We start from the raw sequence: 17,738 nt of genomic DNA, 5'->3' as shown, positions 1-17,738 counted from the left end.
GTGATAAAAATACAAAATCTTAAAAAATATTATGGCAAAGAATTAGTTATAAATGATGTTTCTTTGGAAGTTAAAGAAGGAGAAATTTATGCCCTTGTTGGACATAGTGGGGCAGGAAAATCAACTTTGCTAAGATGTATTAATGGTTTGGAAAATTATCAAAGCGGTAGCGTGCAAGTTTTTGGTAAAGAAATAGCTACCTTAAAAGAAAAAGAGTTAAGAATATTTAGAAAAGATATAGGAATGATTTTTCAACATTTTGCACTTATGAGTAGAAAAAATGTATTTGAAAATGTAGCTATGCCTTTAGAAATTCATAATTTTGACAAAAGCACAATTCAAAAAAGAGTTAATGAGCTTTTAGATCTTGTAGGACTTTTAGCCAAAAGCAAGGCTTATCCAAATGAACTAAGTGGTGGGCAAAAACAAAGAGTGGCTATAGCTAGAGCCCTTGCTTTAAATCCTAAAATTTTACTAAGCGATGAAGCTACCTCTGCACTTGATCCAAATACAACAAATAATATTTTAGAACTTATTGCCAAAATCAATCAAGAGTTTAACATCAGCGTTGTATTAGTAACCCATGAAATGGAAGCAGTAAAACAAATAGCTCAAAAGGCTGTATTATTAGAACATGGACAAATCATAGGTCAAGGGAAAATCGAGGATTTATTCTTAAAGCCAAGTGAAAAAATGCGTGAATTCCTAGGAGAAAGTGATTTTTTACCACAAAATGGAGTCAATGTGCGCTTATATTTTTGCAAAGAAAAAGCAAATCAAAGCATTATCACTCATATGGCTAGAAGTTTAAATATTGATTTTAATATAGTTTGGGGTAAGATAGAAAAACTAAACAACAATGCTTTAGGAAATTTGGTAATCAATATAGAAGCTAAAGATCAAGAAAAAGTTTTAAATTATTTACAAGAAAATGGCGTTATTTGGGAGCTTGTGTAATGAATTTAGAAGCAATTTTAAGAAATTTTGAAAATATACTTTATCCGGCATTATTAGAAACTCTTTATATGAGTTTTACAGCCACTTTTTTAGCCTTTTTAATCGCACTTATCCCTGCGATTGTACTTACTGTTACTGATAAAGGTGGCTTGTGTGAAAATAAAAGCATTTATAGTGTACTTGATTTTATTATCAATATCTTAAGATCTTTTCCGTTTTTAGTACTCATTGTAGTTTTAAGTCCTTTTACAAAATATCTCATTGGCATTAGCATAGGTACAACTGCTACCATAGTACCACTTACCATAGGAATTGCACCTTATCTAGCAAAAATGATTGAAAGTGCTTTTAAAGAAATTGATCCTGGTGTTATAGAAGCAGCAAGATCTTACGGAGCTAGCAAAACACAAATCATCTTTAAAGTTATGTTTAGTGAGGCTCTACCAAGTATTATTAATGGTATTACTTTAATTTTAATCATTGTTATTGGATTTTCTGCTATGGCAGGAACTGTTGGCGGTGGTGGTTTGGGCGATGTGGCTATTCGCTATGGCTATGAGCGTTTTAGAACTGATATTATGATTCAAACTGTTGTGATTTTAATTATTTTAGTGCAAATTATACAATTTATAGGAAATATACTTTACAAAATCACCAAAAGATAAATAATGAAGCATAAACTCGGTATTTTACTAGCAGCAACTAAAAATTCAAGCTTTACCATAGGAACCTTACTCATTAATATTATGGATGTTATGAGTAAGGAGGTAGATGTATTTTATATTTTACATGATGGTTTTAGCTTAAATGATCAAAATATCATGAAAAAAATCGTTAAAAATAAAACAATTAAATTTATTCCATTTACCCAAGAAGATTTTTTAGCTACTCTTAGTAAAAACCAAAACGATATAAATAATTTATTTTTCTTAAAAAGATGGACGCATATGGCTTTTGCAAGATTTGAAGCTTTTAAGTTTTTAGATGAATGTGAAAGTATTATTTATCTTGATTTTGATGTTTTACTTTTAAAAAGTATAGATGAACTTAGCAAATTAAGAGCTAGAAAATATCACTTTGGTGCAAGATTAGGTAAAACTTTACTTCTTGAAAGCTTACCTGTAAAAAAAGAGCACCATCAAAATCGTACGTATTTAACCGGGATTTTAGTCTTTACCGATCTTATTCCAAATCCTTTAAAATGCTATCAATTTATCTATAAGCATTTAAATGAGAATATTCAAAATTTAAACGATCAAGGATTGTTTACACTACTAGTACTAGAACATAAATTTAAAATAAAAGATTTAAAAGATACTTACAATGGAAATATTGATTATAGAACCAATTTATCACAAAAAGCCTCTATAACACATGCAGAAGGTAGTAATAATCGTTTTTGGAATAATGCTTTATGCAATCAAACATGGCCTAAATGGCAAGAATACTACGAAAAATGGTTGCAACTTGGAGGAAGTAGATATTTAGATGGAATAAAAGCTATCAATACTCAAGCAAAAGCAAGAATAAGATATCATTTATCATATAAACTAGGTTACGCTTTCATAGAATGCGCTAAAAATAAGAAAAAAATTCCTTTATTACCTTTCACTTTATTAAAAATTTATTATAGACATAATAAACTTGCCAAACAATACCAAAAAGATATAAAAATAAAACCTATCTTAAGCTTCCACCTTTATCAAGCTATGATGATTATAAAAGCGAGGGTATTAAAAATCAAAATACTTATTCTTATAAAATCGGACAAGCTCTCATTAAGGCTCAAAAAAATTGGCACAAAGGTGGTTATGTAGATTTTATAAAAGAACTCAAACTTTTTGCTAAAGAATACAAAAACAAACAAAAATAAAACTTTTCCTATCTTATTAATATTTTTACAATATAATCAAGCATTTTAAAACTATAAAAAAGGAGTTTAAATGAAATTGTTAAAATTGCTCGCTGCAAGCACAATTTTAGGTGCAAGTTTATTTGCTAATGAAGTTATCACTGTAGGTGCAACACCTGTTCCTCATGCTGAAATTTTAGAACAAACTAAAGATTTATTAAAAAAAGAAGGCTACATACTAGAAATTAAAGAATTTAATGACTATGTTTTACCAAATCTTAGTACAGACAGTAAAGAGCTTGATGCAAATTTTTTCCAACATCAACCTTATTTAGATGAATTTAATGCTAATAAAGGCACAAAATTAATTAGTGTTGCAAAAGTTCATATTGAACCAATGGCGGTTTATTCTAAAAAATATAAAAACATCCAAGATCTTCCACAAAATGCTACCATAGCTGTACCTAATGATCCAACTAATGAAAGTAGAGCTTTGGATATTATCGCTAGTACTAAGCTAGTTAGTTTTGAAAATACCGCATTAAAAACTCCGCTTGATATTAAAGATAATCCCAAAAATATTAAATTTAAAGAGTTAAAAGCAGCACAGCTTCCAAGAGCTTTAGATGATGTTGATTTTGCAGTGATTAATTCAAACTATGCCTTATCGGCAAATTTAAATCCTGTAAAAGATTCTATTTTAATAGAAAGCAAAGAAAGTCCTTATGCAAATATCCTAGTAACCACTCAAGATAATAAAGATAATCCTAAAATCAAAGCTTTAGTAAAGGCTTTACAGAGTCAAAAAGTAAAAGATTTTATCAATGAAAAATATCAAGGTGCAGTAGTTCCTGCATTTTAAAAATAAGCCTTGAGTTTAAAACTCAAGGCTTATTTATTTACAATAAGTTCTGTGGTAATTTTAGCTATTTCTAATTCTTCTTCTGTTGGAACAATTAAAATTTTAATCTTAGAGTCTTTTTGACTAATCTCACCATTTCTAAGTTGTGCATTTTTATCTAAATCTATATCAAATCCTAAATGTGCTAATCTTTGACATACTTTTGCTCTAACAATATTATCATTTTCCCCAATACCAGCTGTAAAAATCAATGCATCAACCCTAGGTAAAATAGCAAAATAAGAACCGATATATTTACTCAAACGATAGCAAAACATATCAAGAGCAAGTCTTGCTTTTTCATTATTTTGTTCAATTTGTGCTTCAATATCTCTAAAGTCATTAAACCCACAAATTCCATAAACACCACTTTTTTTATTCATTATAGTATCTAAATCAGACGGATTTAAATTTAATTCTTTTGCTAAAAATGGTAACACAGCAGGATCAATATCTCCACATCTAGTCCCCATAACCAAACCTTCTAGTGGAGTGAAACCCATAGAGGTATCTACGCATTTTCCATTTTCTACAGCACAAACACTTGCACCATTTCCAAGATGAGCACTAATTGCATTAAATTCATTAATATCTTTACCAAGTATATGTGCAGCTTGTTTACTTACATAAGAATGTGAAGTACCATGAAAACCATATTTTCTAACTTGATGTTTTTCATAAAACTCATAAGGCAAAGCATACATATAAGCATAATCAGGCATACTTTGATGAAAAGCTGTGTCAAAAACTGTCACATTAGGAACTTTTGGAGCAGCTTTTATCATAGTTTTAATACCTATTAAATGTGCAGGATTATGTAAAGGTGCTATATGAGCAACTCTATCAATTTCTTTTAAAATTTCATCATCTACCAAACAATGTTTAGTTAAATTTGGACCTCCATGAACTATCCTATGTCCACATCCATCAAGCTCATTTAAATCATGTAAAATTCCACTTTGAGCAAACAATTCATTTACCAATTCAATACCTTGCTCATGATCTTTAATCGCTAATTCTTTTTGGTATTTTTGGCCACTTTTTAGATCTTTTAATTCTATTTTAGAGCTTTGCTCGCCTATTTTTTCTACTAAACCAGATGCTAGAGCTTCATCTTTTTCAAAAAGCTTAAATTTAATCGAAGATGAACCTGAATTTAAAACTAAAATTTTCATTTTTCTCCTTATTCTTGTGCTTGAATAGCACTTAAAATCACAGTATTAACAATATCTTCTACCAAACAACCTCTACTTAAATCATTAATTGGCTTTTTAAGACCTTGCAAAATTGGACCAATGGCTAAAGAATTTGCTGTTCTTTGCACTGCTTTATAACAAATATTTGCCGCATTTAAATCAGGAAACACATATACATTTGCTCTTCCTGCTACTTTAGAATTTGGCATTTTGCTTTTTGCTGTTAACATATCATAAGCAGCATCAAATTGTATAGGGCCTTCCAACTCAAGTTGAGGATATTTTTCCTTAGCTATTTTAGTAGCTTCTTTAATCGCATCTACACTAGCTCCGCTCCCACTATCTCCACTAGAATATGAAAGCAAAGCTACTTTAGGATCAAGTCCAAAAGCTTTAGCACTATTTGCACTCACATAAGCAATCTCAGCAAGTTGCTCAGGGGTTGGATTTGGCATAACAGCACAATCAGCAAAAACTAAAACCTTATCCTCTAAAGACATAAAAAACATACCAGAAACCAAACTCACATCAGGTTTTGTTTTGATAATTTGCAAGGCAGGACGAATAGTTTCGGCAGTAGTTGTACTTGCACCACTTACCATAGCATGAGCCTTTTGAGTATGTACAAGTAAAGTTGCAAAATACGTTTTATCTTGCACTAACCTTTTAGCTTCTTCTTTATCCATACCTTTACTTTTCCTAGCTTCATATAAAAGCTCTTCAAATTCTTCATTATATTGAGAATTTTTAGGATTTATAATACGTACACCATCAATATTAATATTTAAACTATTAGCTTTAGCACAAATTTCATTGCTATCGCCTAGTAAAATCAAATCAACAATCTCATTTTGCATTAAAAACTCACTTGCTTTTAACACTCTTTCATCAAAACTTTCAGGTAAAACTACTATTTTTTTGTCAGCTTTTGCTTTTTCAAAAAGCTCATAAGCAAATCTTGCTTGAGTTTTATAAGTATATTCTTGCAATAAATCTTGAGTAAAATCTTCATTTTCTTTTAATAAAACAAACTCACTAAGCTTTTGACCTAGTAAAAAATTTAACATAATATGATTTTCATCTTGACTTTTTGCGTATAATGGAGCATTTAGCTCTTTAGCTAAAGCTATATTTAAATTCAAATCCCCCATTAAACCAAAATCATCTAACCCAACCACTATAACAAAATCATTTTCTTTTTTTATTTTTTCATAATCTTGAATTATTTTTTTTAAAAAATTATTTGGATTTTGAGTAAATTTGGTTTGATAATCATTTTTTTCAAAACTACTAAAAAAATCTAGCTTGAAATTAGTTTTTGAGCATATTAAGGCAATTTTTTCTTTATTTTTTTCACAAAAAATAGGAAAATAAAAAGCTATTTTACCTTGAATTCTCCCTAAAGTTTGTGTTAAAAATTTCTCATCAACACAATTTAATAAAAACATAGATTTCATTTTTTCCTCTTTTTTTAACAAAATAATTGTTTTTTTGTAATATAATAATTTTAAAATTCATCACAATAATATAAGGTTATAAAGCTATGAAATTTAAAAATGTTAATTTTTACTTGTTACCTTTTGTAATGTTTGGTTGTAGTGCCACAGTTGATCCGCATATTAATATGAAACCACCTACTTATGTAGAAGAATTAGCTCCAAAACAAAATCATAACACCCAAAGCAATCCTGGATCTTTATTTGGCAAAGGAGATAATCCTTTATTTTCTGATAAGAAAGCAATGAATGTAAATGATTTAGTTACTGTAGTTATTAGAGAAAATGCTACACAAAATTCACAAGGTTCCAAAGCTACAAGTAAAAACAATAATGTTAATTTAGGTGGAGGACAAATAACTACTGGTGCTGGACTTAGCAAAGTTAGAGATTTTGTTAATGATTATACAAATATAGGTTATACCACAGCAAGTACTTCAGAATATCAAGGTACAGGAAGCCAAACTAGAAGTGAAAATTTCCAGACCACCATTTCTGCTAGAGTGATTAAAGTTTTATCCAATGGAAATTATTTTATAGAAGGAAGTCGTGAGCTTTTAATCAACGGAGAAAAGCAAATCATTCAATTAAGCGGGGTTATAAGACCTTATGATATTTCTCAAGATAATATGATAGATAGTAAATACATAGCTGATGCGAAAATTCTTTATAAAACAGAAGGTGATATAGATAAATCTACACGCAAGCCTTGGGGAACAAAATTTATGGAAACCATTTGGCCTTTTTAAGCTAAATGGTTTTATATAAAACTTGGTGCATCATTAGAAAATAAAATCAAATCTCCATTTTGGGTTAATTTTGACAAAGCTTGCACAAGTTGGGATTTTTCTTTTAATACATAAAAATCCAATGTAATATATTTTTGCAAAATCACACTATTAACCTCTGAAGTAATAATTACAAAATCAAAACATTCATTGATTATCTTGCATAATTTTATATTTTCTTCTTCATTAACTTCAACTATACCAGGAGTTACCAAAACTTTTCTTCCTTGATAGCTTTTACAAAGCTCATAGCTTTGACTCATACCTTTAAAATTTCCATTAAAGCCATCATCTATGATAAATTTAGGTTCTTTAGAAATCACTTGCAAGCGATGTTCTACTGCTTTTAAATTCGATATACTTTTTGTAATATTTTCTATTTTAATTCCTAAATAATGAGCAAGTAGAATACACACACTAATATTATAAGCATTAAAAGCACCCAATAAATTCGCATGAAAATCATAAAAATTTCCATCTAATCTTATTTTAAAATCCAATCCTTCCAAACTTGCTCTAACATCACCTAAACAATCATCATAAAATTCATTTTCATATAAGGTACTTGAGTGTAAAAAGTATTTTTCCAAACGCTTGGATTTTAAAGCTTGCAACTTAGTCTTGCGGATATTGTCTTGAGTTTTAAAATACTCTAAATGTGCCAAACCAATTTCACCTACTATACAAATTTGAGGATTTAAAAACTCTGTAATTTCTAAAATATCATTTTGCTCTCTTGCACCAGCTTCTACGATATAAATTTCAGTACTATTTTCTAAATTTTCATTGATATCTTTAACTATACCCATAAAAGTATTAACACTCCTTGGAGTTTTATAGCACTTAAACTCATCTTTCAAAAGTTCATATAAAAAATTTTTAATACTTGTTTTTCCAAAACTTGCAGTAATTAGAATAATTTTTAAATTTTGATTATCATAAATCTTTTTTCTTGCTTTTTTGATAAAATGATTTTGGTTTATTTTTTCTACAAAAAAACTTAATAAAAATGTAGCCACTAAAGCTTCTAAACCTATCCAAAAAGATGGTATAAATATCAAGCTAAAAAGCAACAAAAATAAAAAATAACGCTTAATTCTAGCAGTAAAAACTAACTTTTTATCTAAATTTTTATATAAATACCCACCATATAACAAAGATAAAACAAAAATTATAAAATATAAATAAAAATTTCCACTATACAAAGAAAATACAAAAGCAAAATAAGGAATTATTAAAAAATACAAATGCCACAAGGGTTTAGCAAAATGTAAAACTATGCGTGAAAATTTGTAAGAATACCACTGCAAAGCTAAAATCAGATAAAATCCGAGTAAAAAATTTAAACTTAAAAAAGCTATTATACTAATCATTTTTAAAAAATTCCTCGTGTATTTTTTCACTTATAAAACCAGCATGCTTTAAGAAGAAAAAGTGATCCCCATCTAGTGCAAAAAATTTCCCTTTTTGTGCTAAAGAGTGAATGATTGCTCCGCTTTTTAAAGGTGTAGCCTTATCTTCATTGCCCCAAAAAATTAAAATAGGATTTTTAAGTTTTTGAAATTCATTTTCTAAATTTTCATTGACAACCTTTTTAAAGGTTTCATACATCACTTCGCTCATACCTTGAGCGTCTTTGCTAATAAAAAATTTTCTCCAAAAATCTCCATAAGGAAGATTTTTTAAAATTTTAAACAAGATTATTTTAGATCTCACCTTAAAGCTTTTTGGCAAAACTACACCCGCGCTAGAAAGTAAAATCAAACCCTGAAAACTAGTATTTTGACACATAATAGTCGCAACTTTTCCACCAAAAGAATGTCCCATTAAATAATCTGCTTTTTGCTCTATTGTTATTAAAAAGTCTTCCACAACCTTTGCATAAATATAAGAATCCATAGGTGCATCTATACTTGAATTTCCAAAACCAGGTAAATCTAAATAAATTTGTTTAAAATCATTCAAAGGCTTTTCAAAAGCTTGTTTCATAAGCTCTTTATTAGCACCCCAACCATGTAAAACAAGAATTGTTTTTTCGCATTTTGGATTGATGATTTCATAACTTAAATTATAAAAGTATCCATTAGAATATACTCTAGTTTTTGCCATTTCTAACCTTTTTTATCCTTATAAATCTTTTCCAAAAGTACTACAGCTTCACTTAAACGCTCATATTCTTCAAAACTTAAAAGCACGGCTTCAAATTTATTATTTTTTACAATTACTACTCTACCATTTTCATTTTTTTTGGCTTTTTCAAGCATAGTACTGAAATTTCTTACTACTTCAGTAGCAGTATAAATTTCATCTTTGCTAAAGGTGGCCATGATTATAGCTTACCTTTTTGTCCATTAATACTATGAATAAAAGTATAATCAATCTTAATTTGCTTTTCTAATTCTATATTTTTTGCTAAATTATCAACTGTGTTGGTAAAATCTTCAAATAAATAATTTGCTAGTGATCCTGGATTTGGATTAATCTCATTTAAATAAACCTCATCATCTATCACAAAAAAATCACAGCGGATCAAAGCTCCTTTAAACAAATGATTATAAATTTTAGTAAAACTATCTCTTAGTTTTTGTTTTAATTCTTCACTAATATTTGCTTCACTTACTTTAGAGCTTTCTGAAAAACCTAAATATTTTTGTTCAAAATCTAAAATTTCATTTTTTTTAGGCTCTTCAATAATGGAAAATTCCATTTTTTCACCTATCATACAACCAGCTAAGTTATACTCTTTAATATTACTTACAAATTTTTCAACCACGACATCCTCATCAAATTCAAAAGCAACATCTTTAGCGTATTTAAGTTCACTTTCGTCTTTAACTATACTTATACCTATACTGCTACCTAATCTTGCAGGTTTTAAGATACAAGGAAAGTCTAAAGAAATATTTTGCTCTTTATGTAAATTTAAAACCTTATAATCAAGTGTTTTCACTCCTACACTTTCCGCATAAAGTTTAGTTAAAACCTTATTAAAAGATAAAACACTAGCTTCTATGCGTGGACCTATGTATTTTACGCCATAAAAATCAAGCAAAGCAGCTATTTTACCATCTTCACCATCTTTTCCATGCACGATATTTATCGCTATATCAATGTCAAGTTTTTTCTCACCTAACATAGTTTTTATAAAAAAACCACCCCGCTTTAACGCTAAGGCCTTTTCTTTTTTATAATCACCACTACTAAAAGTTTTTGCATTCATTTTTTCTTCATCTATAAGAAAAAATTCCTTATTTTTATCACAAAAAATGAATTTTTTTTGTGTCTTAAGTACTTTTTTTAACACCACAGCACTCACAATACTAATTTCATGTTCATAAGAATTTGCACCAAAAATTACACCATATATCATTATATTCTTCCTTTTATTAAGCCAATTTTTTTAAAGCTTCTTTAATAATATCGCTAGTATTTTTACTCTCACAAGTTTTTAAAACCTTTAAAATATTATCTTGTTTAAAACCAAGTGAAAGCAAGGCTGCTAAAGCTTGTGCTTGATCTTGATTAGAATTTTCTATATTGATTTTTGCATCACTTAATTCAGCTATAATTCTTTTAGCACTCTTTGGACCGATACCAGGAACCTTTTTAAACACACTCTCATCGCTATTTTGCAAAGCCATATAAAAAGTATTTGTATCCAAACTTGAACAAAGTGTCATAGCGGTAGTCGCTCCTATACCACTAATTTTAATCAACAATTCAAACATCCTTTGCTCATTAATATCTAAAAATCCATATAACTTATGTGAATCTTCTTTAATAATTTGTGTGATTAAAAACTCAACCTTTTGACCTTTTTCAAAATTACTTGAACAAAAAAGTGATACAAAAATACCATAACTTATACCGCTTGAAGTTTTTAAAACAACAAAAGTAGGTTCTTTTTTACTCACTATACCTTCAATTGCCACTATCATTTAGTTTCTTCCTTATAATTGCTTATAGAGCGAATTTCATAAATATTCGATCCATCTTCAGTATCAATTCTTTCAAGTTCAAAACACTGAATTTTCTCTTCATTATGTGGATGATAACTCAACTCTTTTCTAGGACTTAATAAAATAAATTTAATTTCATTTAAATCATTCCATTTTCCACTTTTATTAATAATTTTAGATTTTAAAAGTTCATCTTGAATTTTTTTAAGTTTTTCTATATTTATCTTTTCTTCCTCTTTCAAAGTTTCTATTTTATTAGCTAAAATATTTAAATTTTCAATTTTTTGATTAAAATCTTTGATAGTAATTTTATAAGCTTGAGGTATAGCTCTTTTTGCATTCATGAGTTCTTTTACTTTTTGCTGTAAAATTCGCACAGAATCTTTACTCACGTGAATAGTATGTTTAGTATCTTCAATTTCTTTAGCTAAATTTTCCTGCTCTTTTTTTAATTCATCAATATGTACAAGTATTTCTTCCCCACTTTTTTCCTTATCAAAAGCTTTAAGATCTTGAATTATAAGTTTATTTCCACTACCTTGAATCTTTTCAATACGTATAAGGCTCTTAGCATTACAAAGACAATTTCCACCAAGTTCTTGTATATAAATTTCATCTGCAATAATCTCTCCACCCACGGCCTTTTTAATATTTACTTTTTTAGCCTTAATAGAACCATTTTCTAAAGTCTCAGCAAAGATTTCCTCAGCTTCACAATACCCTCTTAAGATATTAACTTCAACCTTTTGTCCTATAATAGTACTTTTATGATGCATACTACCTTTAAGAACCACCTTCTTACCTCTTAAAACAGAATCTTGAGCCATATTGCCCACAACTTCTAGTTCTTGAGCCTCTACAGTAATCCTAGGACCTATAGCATCTTCTAATGTATTTGTATTTTTAATCACAATGATAACTTTTTTATCAAAACCTGCCCAAATAGAACCTGTACTTTTAAAATCAACCTTGTTAAATTCCAAATAATTTTCTATCTCATAAATAGATTTTTTTTGTATGATAAAACCATCTTTTTTTGCAATATATTTTATACTCTCATCATCTTCTTTAACTTCAAAATTATCCGAGCAGATAACTTTTTCTTTGTTGGTTTTTGGTGGAAGGGCTTTTAAAATTTTAAATCTTAAATCCTTGCCATCACTACCCTCTTTTGGTTTAATCCTCTCAATAGCTATCTCATCTTTTCCTATAGGTGCTACATAGTTTCTATTCATTACATCATTATGTTTTTTTAAATTCTCCAAATAATGATATTTAACTTCCTCATCGGTAGGCTCTTGAGGATTAACTCCTTTACATACTTCAAATTCAGCCTCAAAGTCAAATTTTTGCTTTTCTTTAACCTTAGTATTAAATTCAATAATTTGTTTTTTAAAATCAAAAATTCTAAAACCAAGCAAATAGTTTTCTTTTATCATTGCCTTATAAATAGCTTCCAAAAGTTCTAGGGCTAGTTTGTCATGAAAAACAATAGCTTCGCTAGGTCTAACACTAGCTTTTAATAAAGTACAAAATTCATTAGTATGTAAATTAATCTCAAAAACTGATGAATGTGTAAATTTTTTAAAATAAATTTCTATTTTATATTCTTGTTTTATATTTAAATCGTGAATTAAAAATTTTTCATCTTCTTCGAAAATTTTTAATTCCTTTTCATTAACTTTTATCCATTCTTGATTATCGTAAGTGTAAGAAGTGTTAAAACTTAATAGTCTAAAATCAAGCTCTTCAACTTCACATTTATTCTCAGAAGCAAATATCAAAAGCTCTTTATAAGGGTCTTTAGTATATAAAATTTTCTTTTCTTCCATAACTTAAGCTTCCTTGTTGTATATAAAATTTTGATTTTAGCAAAAATAAAATCAAAATTTAGTTAAAATTATTACTATTAAAAAATTTTAATATACTCAAACTAATGTTTAAAGAATGAAAATTAATGAGAAAAAATATTGTTTTAAAAAATTTTATCATCAATGCCTTAGGAATCTTATTTTCTAGAATTATGGGAGTTTTAAGAGATATTATTTTAGCTTTGTATTTAGGGGCTGGAATTTATAGCGATATTTTCTTTGTAGCATTAAAAATGCCTGCCTTTTTTAGAAGAATTTTCGCAGAAGGGGCTTTTGGACAAGCTTTTTTACCAAGTTTTTTAAAAGCAAGTAAAAAAGGTGCTTTTTGCTTAAATGTCTTATTGCAATTTAGCATTATTGTTTTTTTAACCTGTGTTTTAGTAAGTTTTTTTGCTGAATTTTTTACAAAAATTTTTGCTTTTGGTTTTAGTAAAGAAACGATTATTTTAGCTGCGCCTTTAGTTTCTATTAATTTTTGGTATTTATTTTTTATCTTTTTGGTAACTTTTTTAGGCTCTTTGTTAAATTATAAACAAAATTTTTTCATCACTTCTTTTTCTGCTTCGTTTTTCAATCTTTTTGTTGTGATTGCTGGATTTTTTGTCACTCAAGATAAACCTTTAGAAGCTTTGTATTATTTTTCATATGCGACTGTTTTAAGTGGTCTAGCTCAACTTATATGGCATATTTTTGCTTTAAAAAACACTAGAATTTTAAAAAGTATGTATTTAAGCATAAAACTTAAAAAAACAAAGACTAGTTTAGATAAATTTCACTCTACTTTTACTCATGGACTTTTAGGTTCTTCGGCAAATCAAATTAGTTCTTTATTAGATACTACTATAGCTAGCTTTTTAATGGCTGGAAGTATTTCGTATTTGTATTATTCTAACAGAGTTTTTCAGCTTCCTTTAGCTCTTTTTGCAATCGCTCTAAGTCAAGTAAGCTTTCCAAAAATACTAAGACATTTAAAAGCAAATGAAGAACAAAAAGCTTTAGCTTTTATGCAAAAGGCTTTTGAATATTTAAGCATGCTTTTAATTTTAGCTAGTATAGTGGGGATTATCTTAGCTAAAGAAATTGTGGAGTTTTTATTTCAAAGAGGAAATTTTAATCAAGAAGATACAAAAATCACTGCATTTTTATTACAAGCTTATCTTTTAGGACTTTTACCCTTTGGCTTACAAAAGCTTTTTTCTTTATGGCTTTATGCTAAATTTAAACAAAAAATAGCCGCTATAATCGCCTTTAAAACACTTTTTATATCAGCATTTTTTAGTATAGTGATTATTTTACTTATCAAGGAAGAAGCTTATAAAAGCTTAGGTATTGCACTTGCTTCATCTATTAGTGCTTTTTATTTATTGTATGCTAATATTAAAGAATTTGGCTTTAAAAATCTTTGGGGCATTTTTAGAGTTAAATTCTGGCTTATTAGTATAGTATTTTTAAGTTTATTTGCTTTAGGCTTATTTGAAATTAAAGATATTTTAATACAATTTTTAATTGAAATTTATCATTTTTTAAAGGTTTGTTTTAATGGTTTTTTTTGATAGCGTTTTAAAGAAAAAGTGCGAATTTATCCCGCATGAGGCAAAAAAAGCAAATATTTATCTATGTGGACCTACCGTGTATGATGATGCGCATTTAGGACATGCAAGAAGTAGCGTGTGTTTTGATTTTTTAAGAAGAGTTTTGCTAGCAAACGATTATGAAGTAATTTTTGCTAGAAATTACACTGATATTGATGATAAAATCTTAAAAAAAATGCAAGAGAGCGGTAAAAGTTTAGAAGAAATTACAAATTTTTATATTGAAAGATATGAAGAGGATATGCAAGCACTTAATATCTTAGAACCTGATTTTAAACCAAAAGCTACAGCTTATATTGAGCAAATGATTGCTTATATAGAAAAACTTTTAGAATTAAACCTAGCTTATAAACTTGAAGATGGAATTTATTTTGATACTAGCAAAGATGATAAATACTTTTATATTTCTAAAAGAAATTTGGAAAATAATCAATCACGCTTAGAAGAAAGTGTAGCTAAAAAAAATGATAGTGATTTTGTCTTGTGGAAATTTGATGAAAAATTTTATCCTGCAAATTTTGGCAAAGGAAGGCCAGGTTGGCACACAGAATGCGTTGTGATGATAGAGAGTATTTTTAAAGACAAACTTGATATTCATGCAGGAGGTATAGATTTACTTTTTCCTCATCATGAAAATGAAGCTTGTCAGTGTCGTTGTAAAAACAATCATGAATTGGCCAATTTTTGGCTACATAATGGCTTTGTGCAAATTAATGGTGAAAAAATGAGCAAGAGTTTAGGAAATAGCTTTTTTCTAAAAGACTCTTTAAAACTTTTTAGTGGAGAGGTTTTGAGATTTTATCTTTTAAGCGTGCATTATAGAGCACATTTTAATTATGCTTTAGAAGACTTACAAGTTGCCAAAAAAAGGTTTGATAAATTTTACCGCTTAAAAAAACGCTTAAATTTAAACGCTTTTATAGATGAAAAAACCATCATAGAAAGCGAAATTGCTAAAAATATTTTAGAAGTTTTAAATGATGATTTAAATGCCTCTAAAGCTTTAGCTTTACTTGATGAGTTTATCAATGAAAGTAATATTTGCTTAGATAAAAATCCAAAAGATAAAGCTTATAAAATACAATTAGAAAAAACATTAAAAGAACTTGCTTTTATCTTTGGCATAGGTTTTATAGATACTATAAAATATTTTCAATTTGGCATTAGCAATGAAAAATGTCAAGAAATAGAAGAAAAAATCGCTCTACGCAACAAGGCAAAACAAGAGAAAAATTATGCCTTAGCAGATCAAATTCGTGATGATTTAGCTAAAGAGAATATTCTTTTAATGGATACACCAAATGGTGTAGTATGGGAGAAAAATGGATAAAAATTACAAAGAAATGAAGCTTAAAGAGGTTTTTATTCGCTTTAAACCTTATTATAAAGATTATTGGTTTTATTTTGTTTTAGCTATTATTGGTATGCTTTTAACTAGTGGTGGCACAGCTGCCAGTGCATACATCATAGAGCCTATTTTAAATAAAATTTTTATAGAAAAAAATGTTGATTTACTTTATTATATGCCCTTGCTTGTTGTTTTAATTTATGCTTTAAAAAATCTTGGTGCTTATATGCAAGTTTATTATATATCTTATGTTGGAACAGATATTTTAAGAAGATTAAGAGAATTAGTTCTTGGTAATCTTTTACGCTTAGATATGAGCTTTTTTCATAAATACAGAAGTGGAGAATTAATCAGCCGGTGCACTTCTGATATTGGAGCTTTACAAAATATAGTTTCTACTATAATACCTGAAATTTTGAGGGAAAGTTTAACCGCAATTGGACTTTTAAGTGTGGTGATTTATCAAAGTCCAAAACTTGCTTTTTTTGCTTTGGTAATTTTGCCTTTAGCAATTTACCCTCTTGCTATTTTTGCTAAGAAAATCAAAAAAATAGGACGCAACACCCAAGAAAAAAACTCTGATCTTACCTCAAGATTAAGTGAAATTTTTTCTAATATAGAACTTATTAAAGCTTCTAATGCAAGCAAAAATGAAATGCAAAAATTCAGCCAAACAAATAGCGAGGTTTGCAAACTTTCTTTAAAAGGTATTAGAATAGAAGCTTTAAGTAGTCCTTTAATGGAATCTATGGGTTCAATTGGCTTTGCTGTGGTGATTATAGTGGGTGGTAAAGAAGTAATCGATGGAAGCTTAAGTATAGGTTCCTTTTTTAGCTTTACCACGGCTTTATTTATGGCTTATACTCCTATCAAGAGACTTTCTTCGCTTTATACAAGATTACAAAATGCAGTAGCAGCTAGCGAGAGAACTTTTTATCTAACTGATTTAGAACCACAAATTAAAGGTGGTGATGAAAAACTTACAGAAAATATCCAAAATATTCATTTTAAAAATGTTTCTTTAAGCTATCAAAAAGATAAAATGGTATTAAAAAATGTAAATTTTTCTTTTAATAAAGGAGAAATTCTAGCCTTAGTTGGCTCAAGTGGTGGAGGAAAATCTTCTATCATCAACCTTTTGATGTATTTTTTTGAAAAAGATAGTGGTGAAATTTTGATCAATCAAAAAGATATTAATTCTTTTGATATTGTTAGTTTAAGGGAAAATATCTCTTTAGTAACTCAAAATATTTATATATTTAATGATACCATAGCTCAAAACATTGCTTATGCTAAAGAATATAATGAAACACGCGTAATAGAGGTTTTAAAACAAGCTAATGCTTATGATTTTGTTCAAGAACTTGGCGGTATACATACTGAGTTAAAAGAACATGGAAAAAATCTCTCAGGTGGACAAAAACAACGTATTGCTATAGCAAGAGCTTTATATAAAAATCCTCAAATTTTAATTTTTGATGAAGCAACTTCAGCACTTGATAATGAAAGTGAAAAAGCTATAGTCAAAACCATAGAAAGCTTAAAAAAAGATCGCTTGATACTTATCATTGCTCATAGACTTAGTACTATAGAAAATGCTGATAAAATAGCAGTACTTGATAAAGGAAAAATAGTTTCCATAGGAAATGATACTTATTTAATGAAACATTGTGAAATTTATCAAAAATTAAAACAAAAAGCACAAAAAACTGATAAAGTCAAAGAAAATGAAAACTAAAAATTATCATTTTTTTAGTACAATATACTATTTTGCAAAA

15 protein-coding genes and 1 pseudogene are annotated in these 17,738 nt (G+C 28.2%); 8 read left to right on the top strand and 8 right to left on the bottom strand.

The window, feature by feature from the left end:
* From CORN_RS03665 to CORN_RS03650, 4 genes and pseudogenes are all read left to right on the top strand, one after another.
* Positions 1-957 carry a methionine ABC transporter ATP-binding protein gene (locus CORN_RS03665; protein WP_066008384.1) on the top strand — a complete coding sequence of 319 codons (957 nt, stop codon included), beginning with the start codon at positions 1-3 and terminating at the stop codon, positions 955-957.
* Between the two features lie 2 nt (positions 958-959).
* Positions 960-1,616 (top strand): annotated as a pseudogene (locus tag CORN_RS08630) (methionine ABC transporter permease); the annotation flags it as partial.
* 9 nt (positions 1,617-1,625) lie between these two features.
* A complete protein-coding gene (locus CORN_RS08625) occupies positions 1,626-2,774 on the top strand; it encodes a glycosyltransferase (RefSeq protein ID WP_066008386.1) in 1,149 nt (382 codons plus the stop codon).
* 126 nt (positions 2,775-2,900) lie between these two features.
* Positions 2,901-3,671, top strand: coding sequence for a MetQ/NlpA family ABC transporter substrate-binding protein (locus tag CORN_RS03650; RefSeq protein WP_066008387.1), 771 nt, complete (start codon positions 2,901-2,903; stop codon positions 3,669-3,671).
* Between the two features lie 29 nt (positions 3,672-3,700).
* Here the strand turns inward: CORN_RS03650 and CORN_RS03645 are convergent, their stop codons facing one another.
* Positions 3,701-4,885, bottom strand: coding sequence for an acetate kinase (locus tag CORN_RS03645; RefSeq protein ID WP_066008388.1), 1,185 nt, complete (start codon positions 4,883-4,885; stop codon positions 3,701-3,703).
* A gap of 8 nt (positions 4,886-4,893) precedes the next feature.
* Positions 4,894-6,363, bottom strand: coding sequence for a phosphate acetyltransferase (gene pta, locus CORN_RS03640; protein ID WP_094750319.1), 1,470 nt, complete (start codon positions 6,361-6,363; stop codon positions 4,894-4,896).
* An 86-nt stretch (positions 6,364-6,449) separates the two neighbouring features.
* On the opposite strand from pta, the gene flgH reads away from it, so the two are divergent.
* Positions 6,450-7,151: a flagellar basal body L-ring protein FlgH gene (gene flgH / locus CORN_RS03635; protein WP_066008389.1), complete on the top strand. Its 702-nt coding sequence runs from the start codon at positions 6,450-6,452 to the stop codon at positions 7,149-7,151.
* An 11-nt stretch (positions 7,152-7,162) separates the two neighbouring features.
* Here the strand turns inward: flgH and CORN_RS03630 are convergent, their stop codons facing one another.
* Genes CORN_RS03630 through CORN_RS03605 form a run of 6 tightly spaced genes read right to left on the bottom strand, consistent with a single transcriptional unit; the run spans position 7,163 to position 12,981 of the window.
* The gene (locus CORN_RS03630) at positions 7,163-8,563 is read right to left on the bottom strand and encodes a Mur ligase family protein (RefSeq protein WP_066008390.1); all 1,401 of its coding nucleotides are present in this window, start codon (positions 8,561-8,563) and stop codon (positions 7,163-7,165) included.
* Entirely contained in the window at positions 8,556-9,299 is a 744-nt protein-coding gene (locus CORN_RS03625) for an alpha/beta fold hydrolase (protein WP_066008391.1), read from the bottom strand. Before CORN_RS03625 ends, CORN_RS03630 begins: the two co-directional genes overlap by 8 nt.
* 2 nt (positions 9,300-9,301) lie before the next feature.
* The gene (locus CORN_RS03620; protein ID WP_066008392.1) at positions 9,302-9,517 is read right to left on the bottom strand and encodes a type II toxin-antitoxin system Phd/YefM family antitoxin; all 216 of its coding nucleotides are present in this window, start codon (positions 9,515-9,517) and stop codon (positions 9,302-9,304) included.
* Positions 9,518-9,519: 2 nt separating this feature from the next.
* A complete protein-coding gene (locus tag CORN_RS03615) occupies positions 9,520-10,560 on the bottom strand; it encodes a D-alanine--D-alanine ligase (protein ID WP_066008393.1) in 1,041 nt (346 codons plus the stop codon).
* 16 nt (positions 10,561-10,576) lie between these two features.
* Positions 10,577-11,128, bottom strand: a complete 552-nt coding sequence (ruvA, locus tag CORN_RS03610; RefSeq protein ID WP_066008394.1) for a Holliday junction branch migration protein RuvA — start codon at positions 11,126-11,128, stop codon at positions 10,577-10,579.
* Positions 11,125-12,981 (bottom strand): flagellar assembly protein A, encoded by a 1,857-nt coding sequence (locus CORN_RS03605; RefSeq protein WP_066008395.1) that lies wholly within the window; start codon positions 12,979-12,981, stop codon positions 11,125-11,127. Before CORN_RS03605 ends, ruvA begins: the two co-directional genes overlap by 4 nt.
* A gap of 125 nt (positions 12,982-13,106) precedes the next feature.
* On the opposite strand from CORN_RS03605, the gene murJ reads away from it, so the two are divergent.
* The 3 genes from murJ to CORN_RS03590 are packed head-to-tail and all read left to right on the top strand — an operon-like array spanning position 13,107 to position 17,698.
* Positions 13,107-14,573, top strand: coding sequence for a murein biosynthesis integral membrane protein MurJ (gene murJ, locus CORN_RS03600; RefSeq protein WP_066008396.1), 1,467 nt, complete (start codon positions 13,107-13,109; stop codon positions 14,571-14,573).
* The gene (gene cysS, locus CORN_RS03595) at positions 14,560-15,942 is read left to right on the top strand and encodes a cysteine--tRNA ligase (RefSeq protein ID WP_066008397.1); all 1,383 of its coding nucleotides are present in this window, start codon (positions 14,560-14,562) and stop codon (positions 15,940-15,942) included. The genes murJ and cysS overlap by 14 nt, the downstream gene beginning before the upstream one ends.
* Positions 15,935-17,698 (top strand): ABC transporter ATP-binding protein, encoded by a 1,764-nt coding sequence (locus tag CORN_RS03590; protein WP_066008398.1) that lies wholly within the window; start codon positions 15,935-15,937, stop codon positions 17,696-17,698. Before cysS ends, CORN_RS03590 begins: the two co-directional genes overlap by 8 nt.
* Positions 17,699-17,738: the final 40 nt, after the last annotated feature.

It is taken from the genome of Campylobacter ornithocola (assembly GCF_013201605.1).
Lineage (GTDB): Bacteria > Campylobacterota > Campylobacteria > Campylobacterales > Campylobacteraceae > Campylobacter_D > Campylobacter_D ornithocola.
Note: the sequence above shows the minus strand (reverse complement) of the source record. Positions and strands in the feature narration are given on the sequence as shown.

Excerpts from the sequence above, each read along its gene's own strand:
- murJ (WP_066008396.1), top strand. The coding sequence starts at position 13,107 with ATGAGAAAAAATATTGTTTTAAAAAATTTTATCATCAATGCCTTAGGA.
- CORN_RS03620 (WP_066008392.1), bottom strand. The coding sequence starts at position 9,517 with ATGGCCACCTTTAGCAAAGATGAAATTTATACTGCTACTGAAGTAGTA.
- CORN_RS03645 (WP_066008388.1), bottom strand. The coding sequence starts at position 4,885 with ATGAAAATTTTAGTTTTAAATTCAGGTTCATCTTCGATTAAATTTAAG.
- CORN_RS03630 (WP_066008390.1), bottom strand. The coding sequence starts at position 8,563 with ATGATTAGTATAATAGCTTTTTTAAGTTTAAATTTTTTACTCGGATTT.
- cysS (WP_066008397.1), top strand. The coding sequence starts at position 14,560 with ATGGTTTTTTTTGATAGCGTTTTAAAGAAAAAGTGCGAATTTATCCCG.
- CORN_RS03590 (WP_066008398.1), top strand. The coding sequence starts at position 15,935 with ATGGATAAAAATTACAAAGAAATGAAGCTTAAAGAGGTTTTTATTCGC.
- ruvA (WP_066008394.1), bottom strand. The coding sequence starts at position 11,128 with ATGATAGTGGCAATTGAAGGTATAGTGAGTAAAAAAGAACCTACTTTT.
- CORN_RS08625 (WP_066008386.1), top strand. The coding sequence starts at position 1,626 with ATGAAGCATAAACTCGGTATTTTACTAGCAGCAACTAAAAATTCAAGC.
- pta (WP_094750319.1), bottom strand. The coding sequence starts at position 6,363 with ATGAAATCTATGTTTTTATTAAATTGTGTTGATGAGAAATTTTTAACA.
- flgH (WP_066008389.1), top strand. The coding sequence starts at position 6,450 with ATGAAATTTAAAAATGTTAATTTTTACTTGTTACCTTTTGTAATGTTT.
- CORN_RS03625 (WP_066008391.1), bottom strand. The coding sequence starts at position 9,299 with ATGGCAAAAACTAGAGTATATTCTAATGGATACTTTTATAATTTAAGT.
- CORN_RS03650 (WP_066008387.1), top strand. The coding sequence starts at position 2,901 with ATGAAATTGTTAAAATTGCTCGCTGCAAGCACAATTTTAGGTGCAAGT.
- CORN_RS03605 (WP_066008395.1), bottom strand. The coding sequence starts at position 12,981 with ATGGAAGAAAAGAAAATTTTATATACTAAAGACCCTTATAAAGAGCTT.
- CORN_RS03615 (WP_066008393.1), bottom strand. The coding sequence starts at position 10,560 with ATGATATATGGTGTAATTTTTGGTGCAAATTCTTATGAACATGAAATT.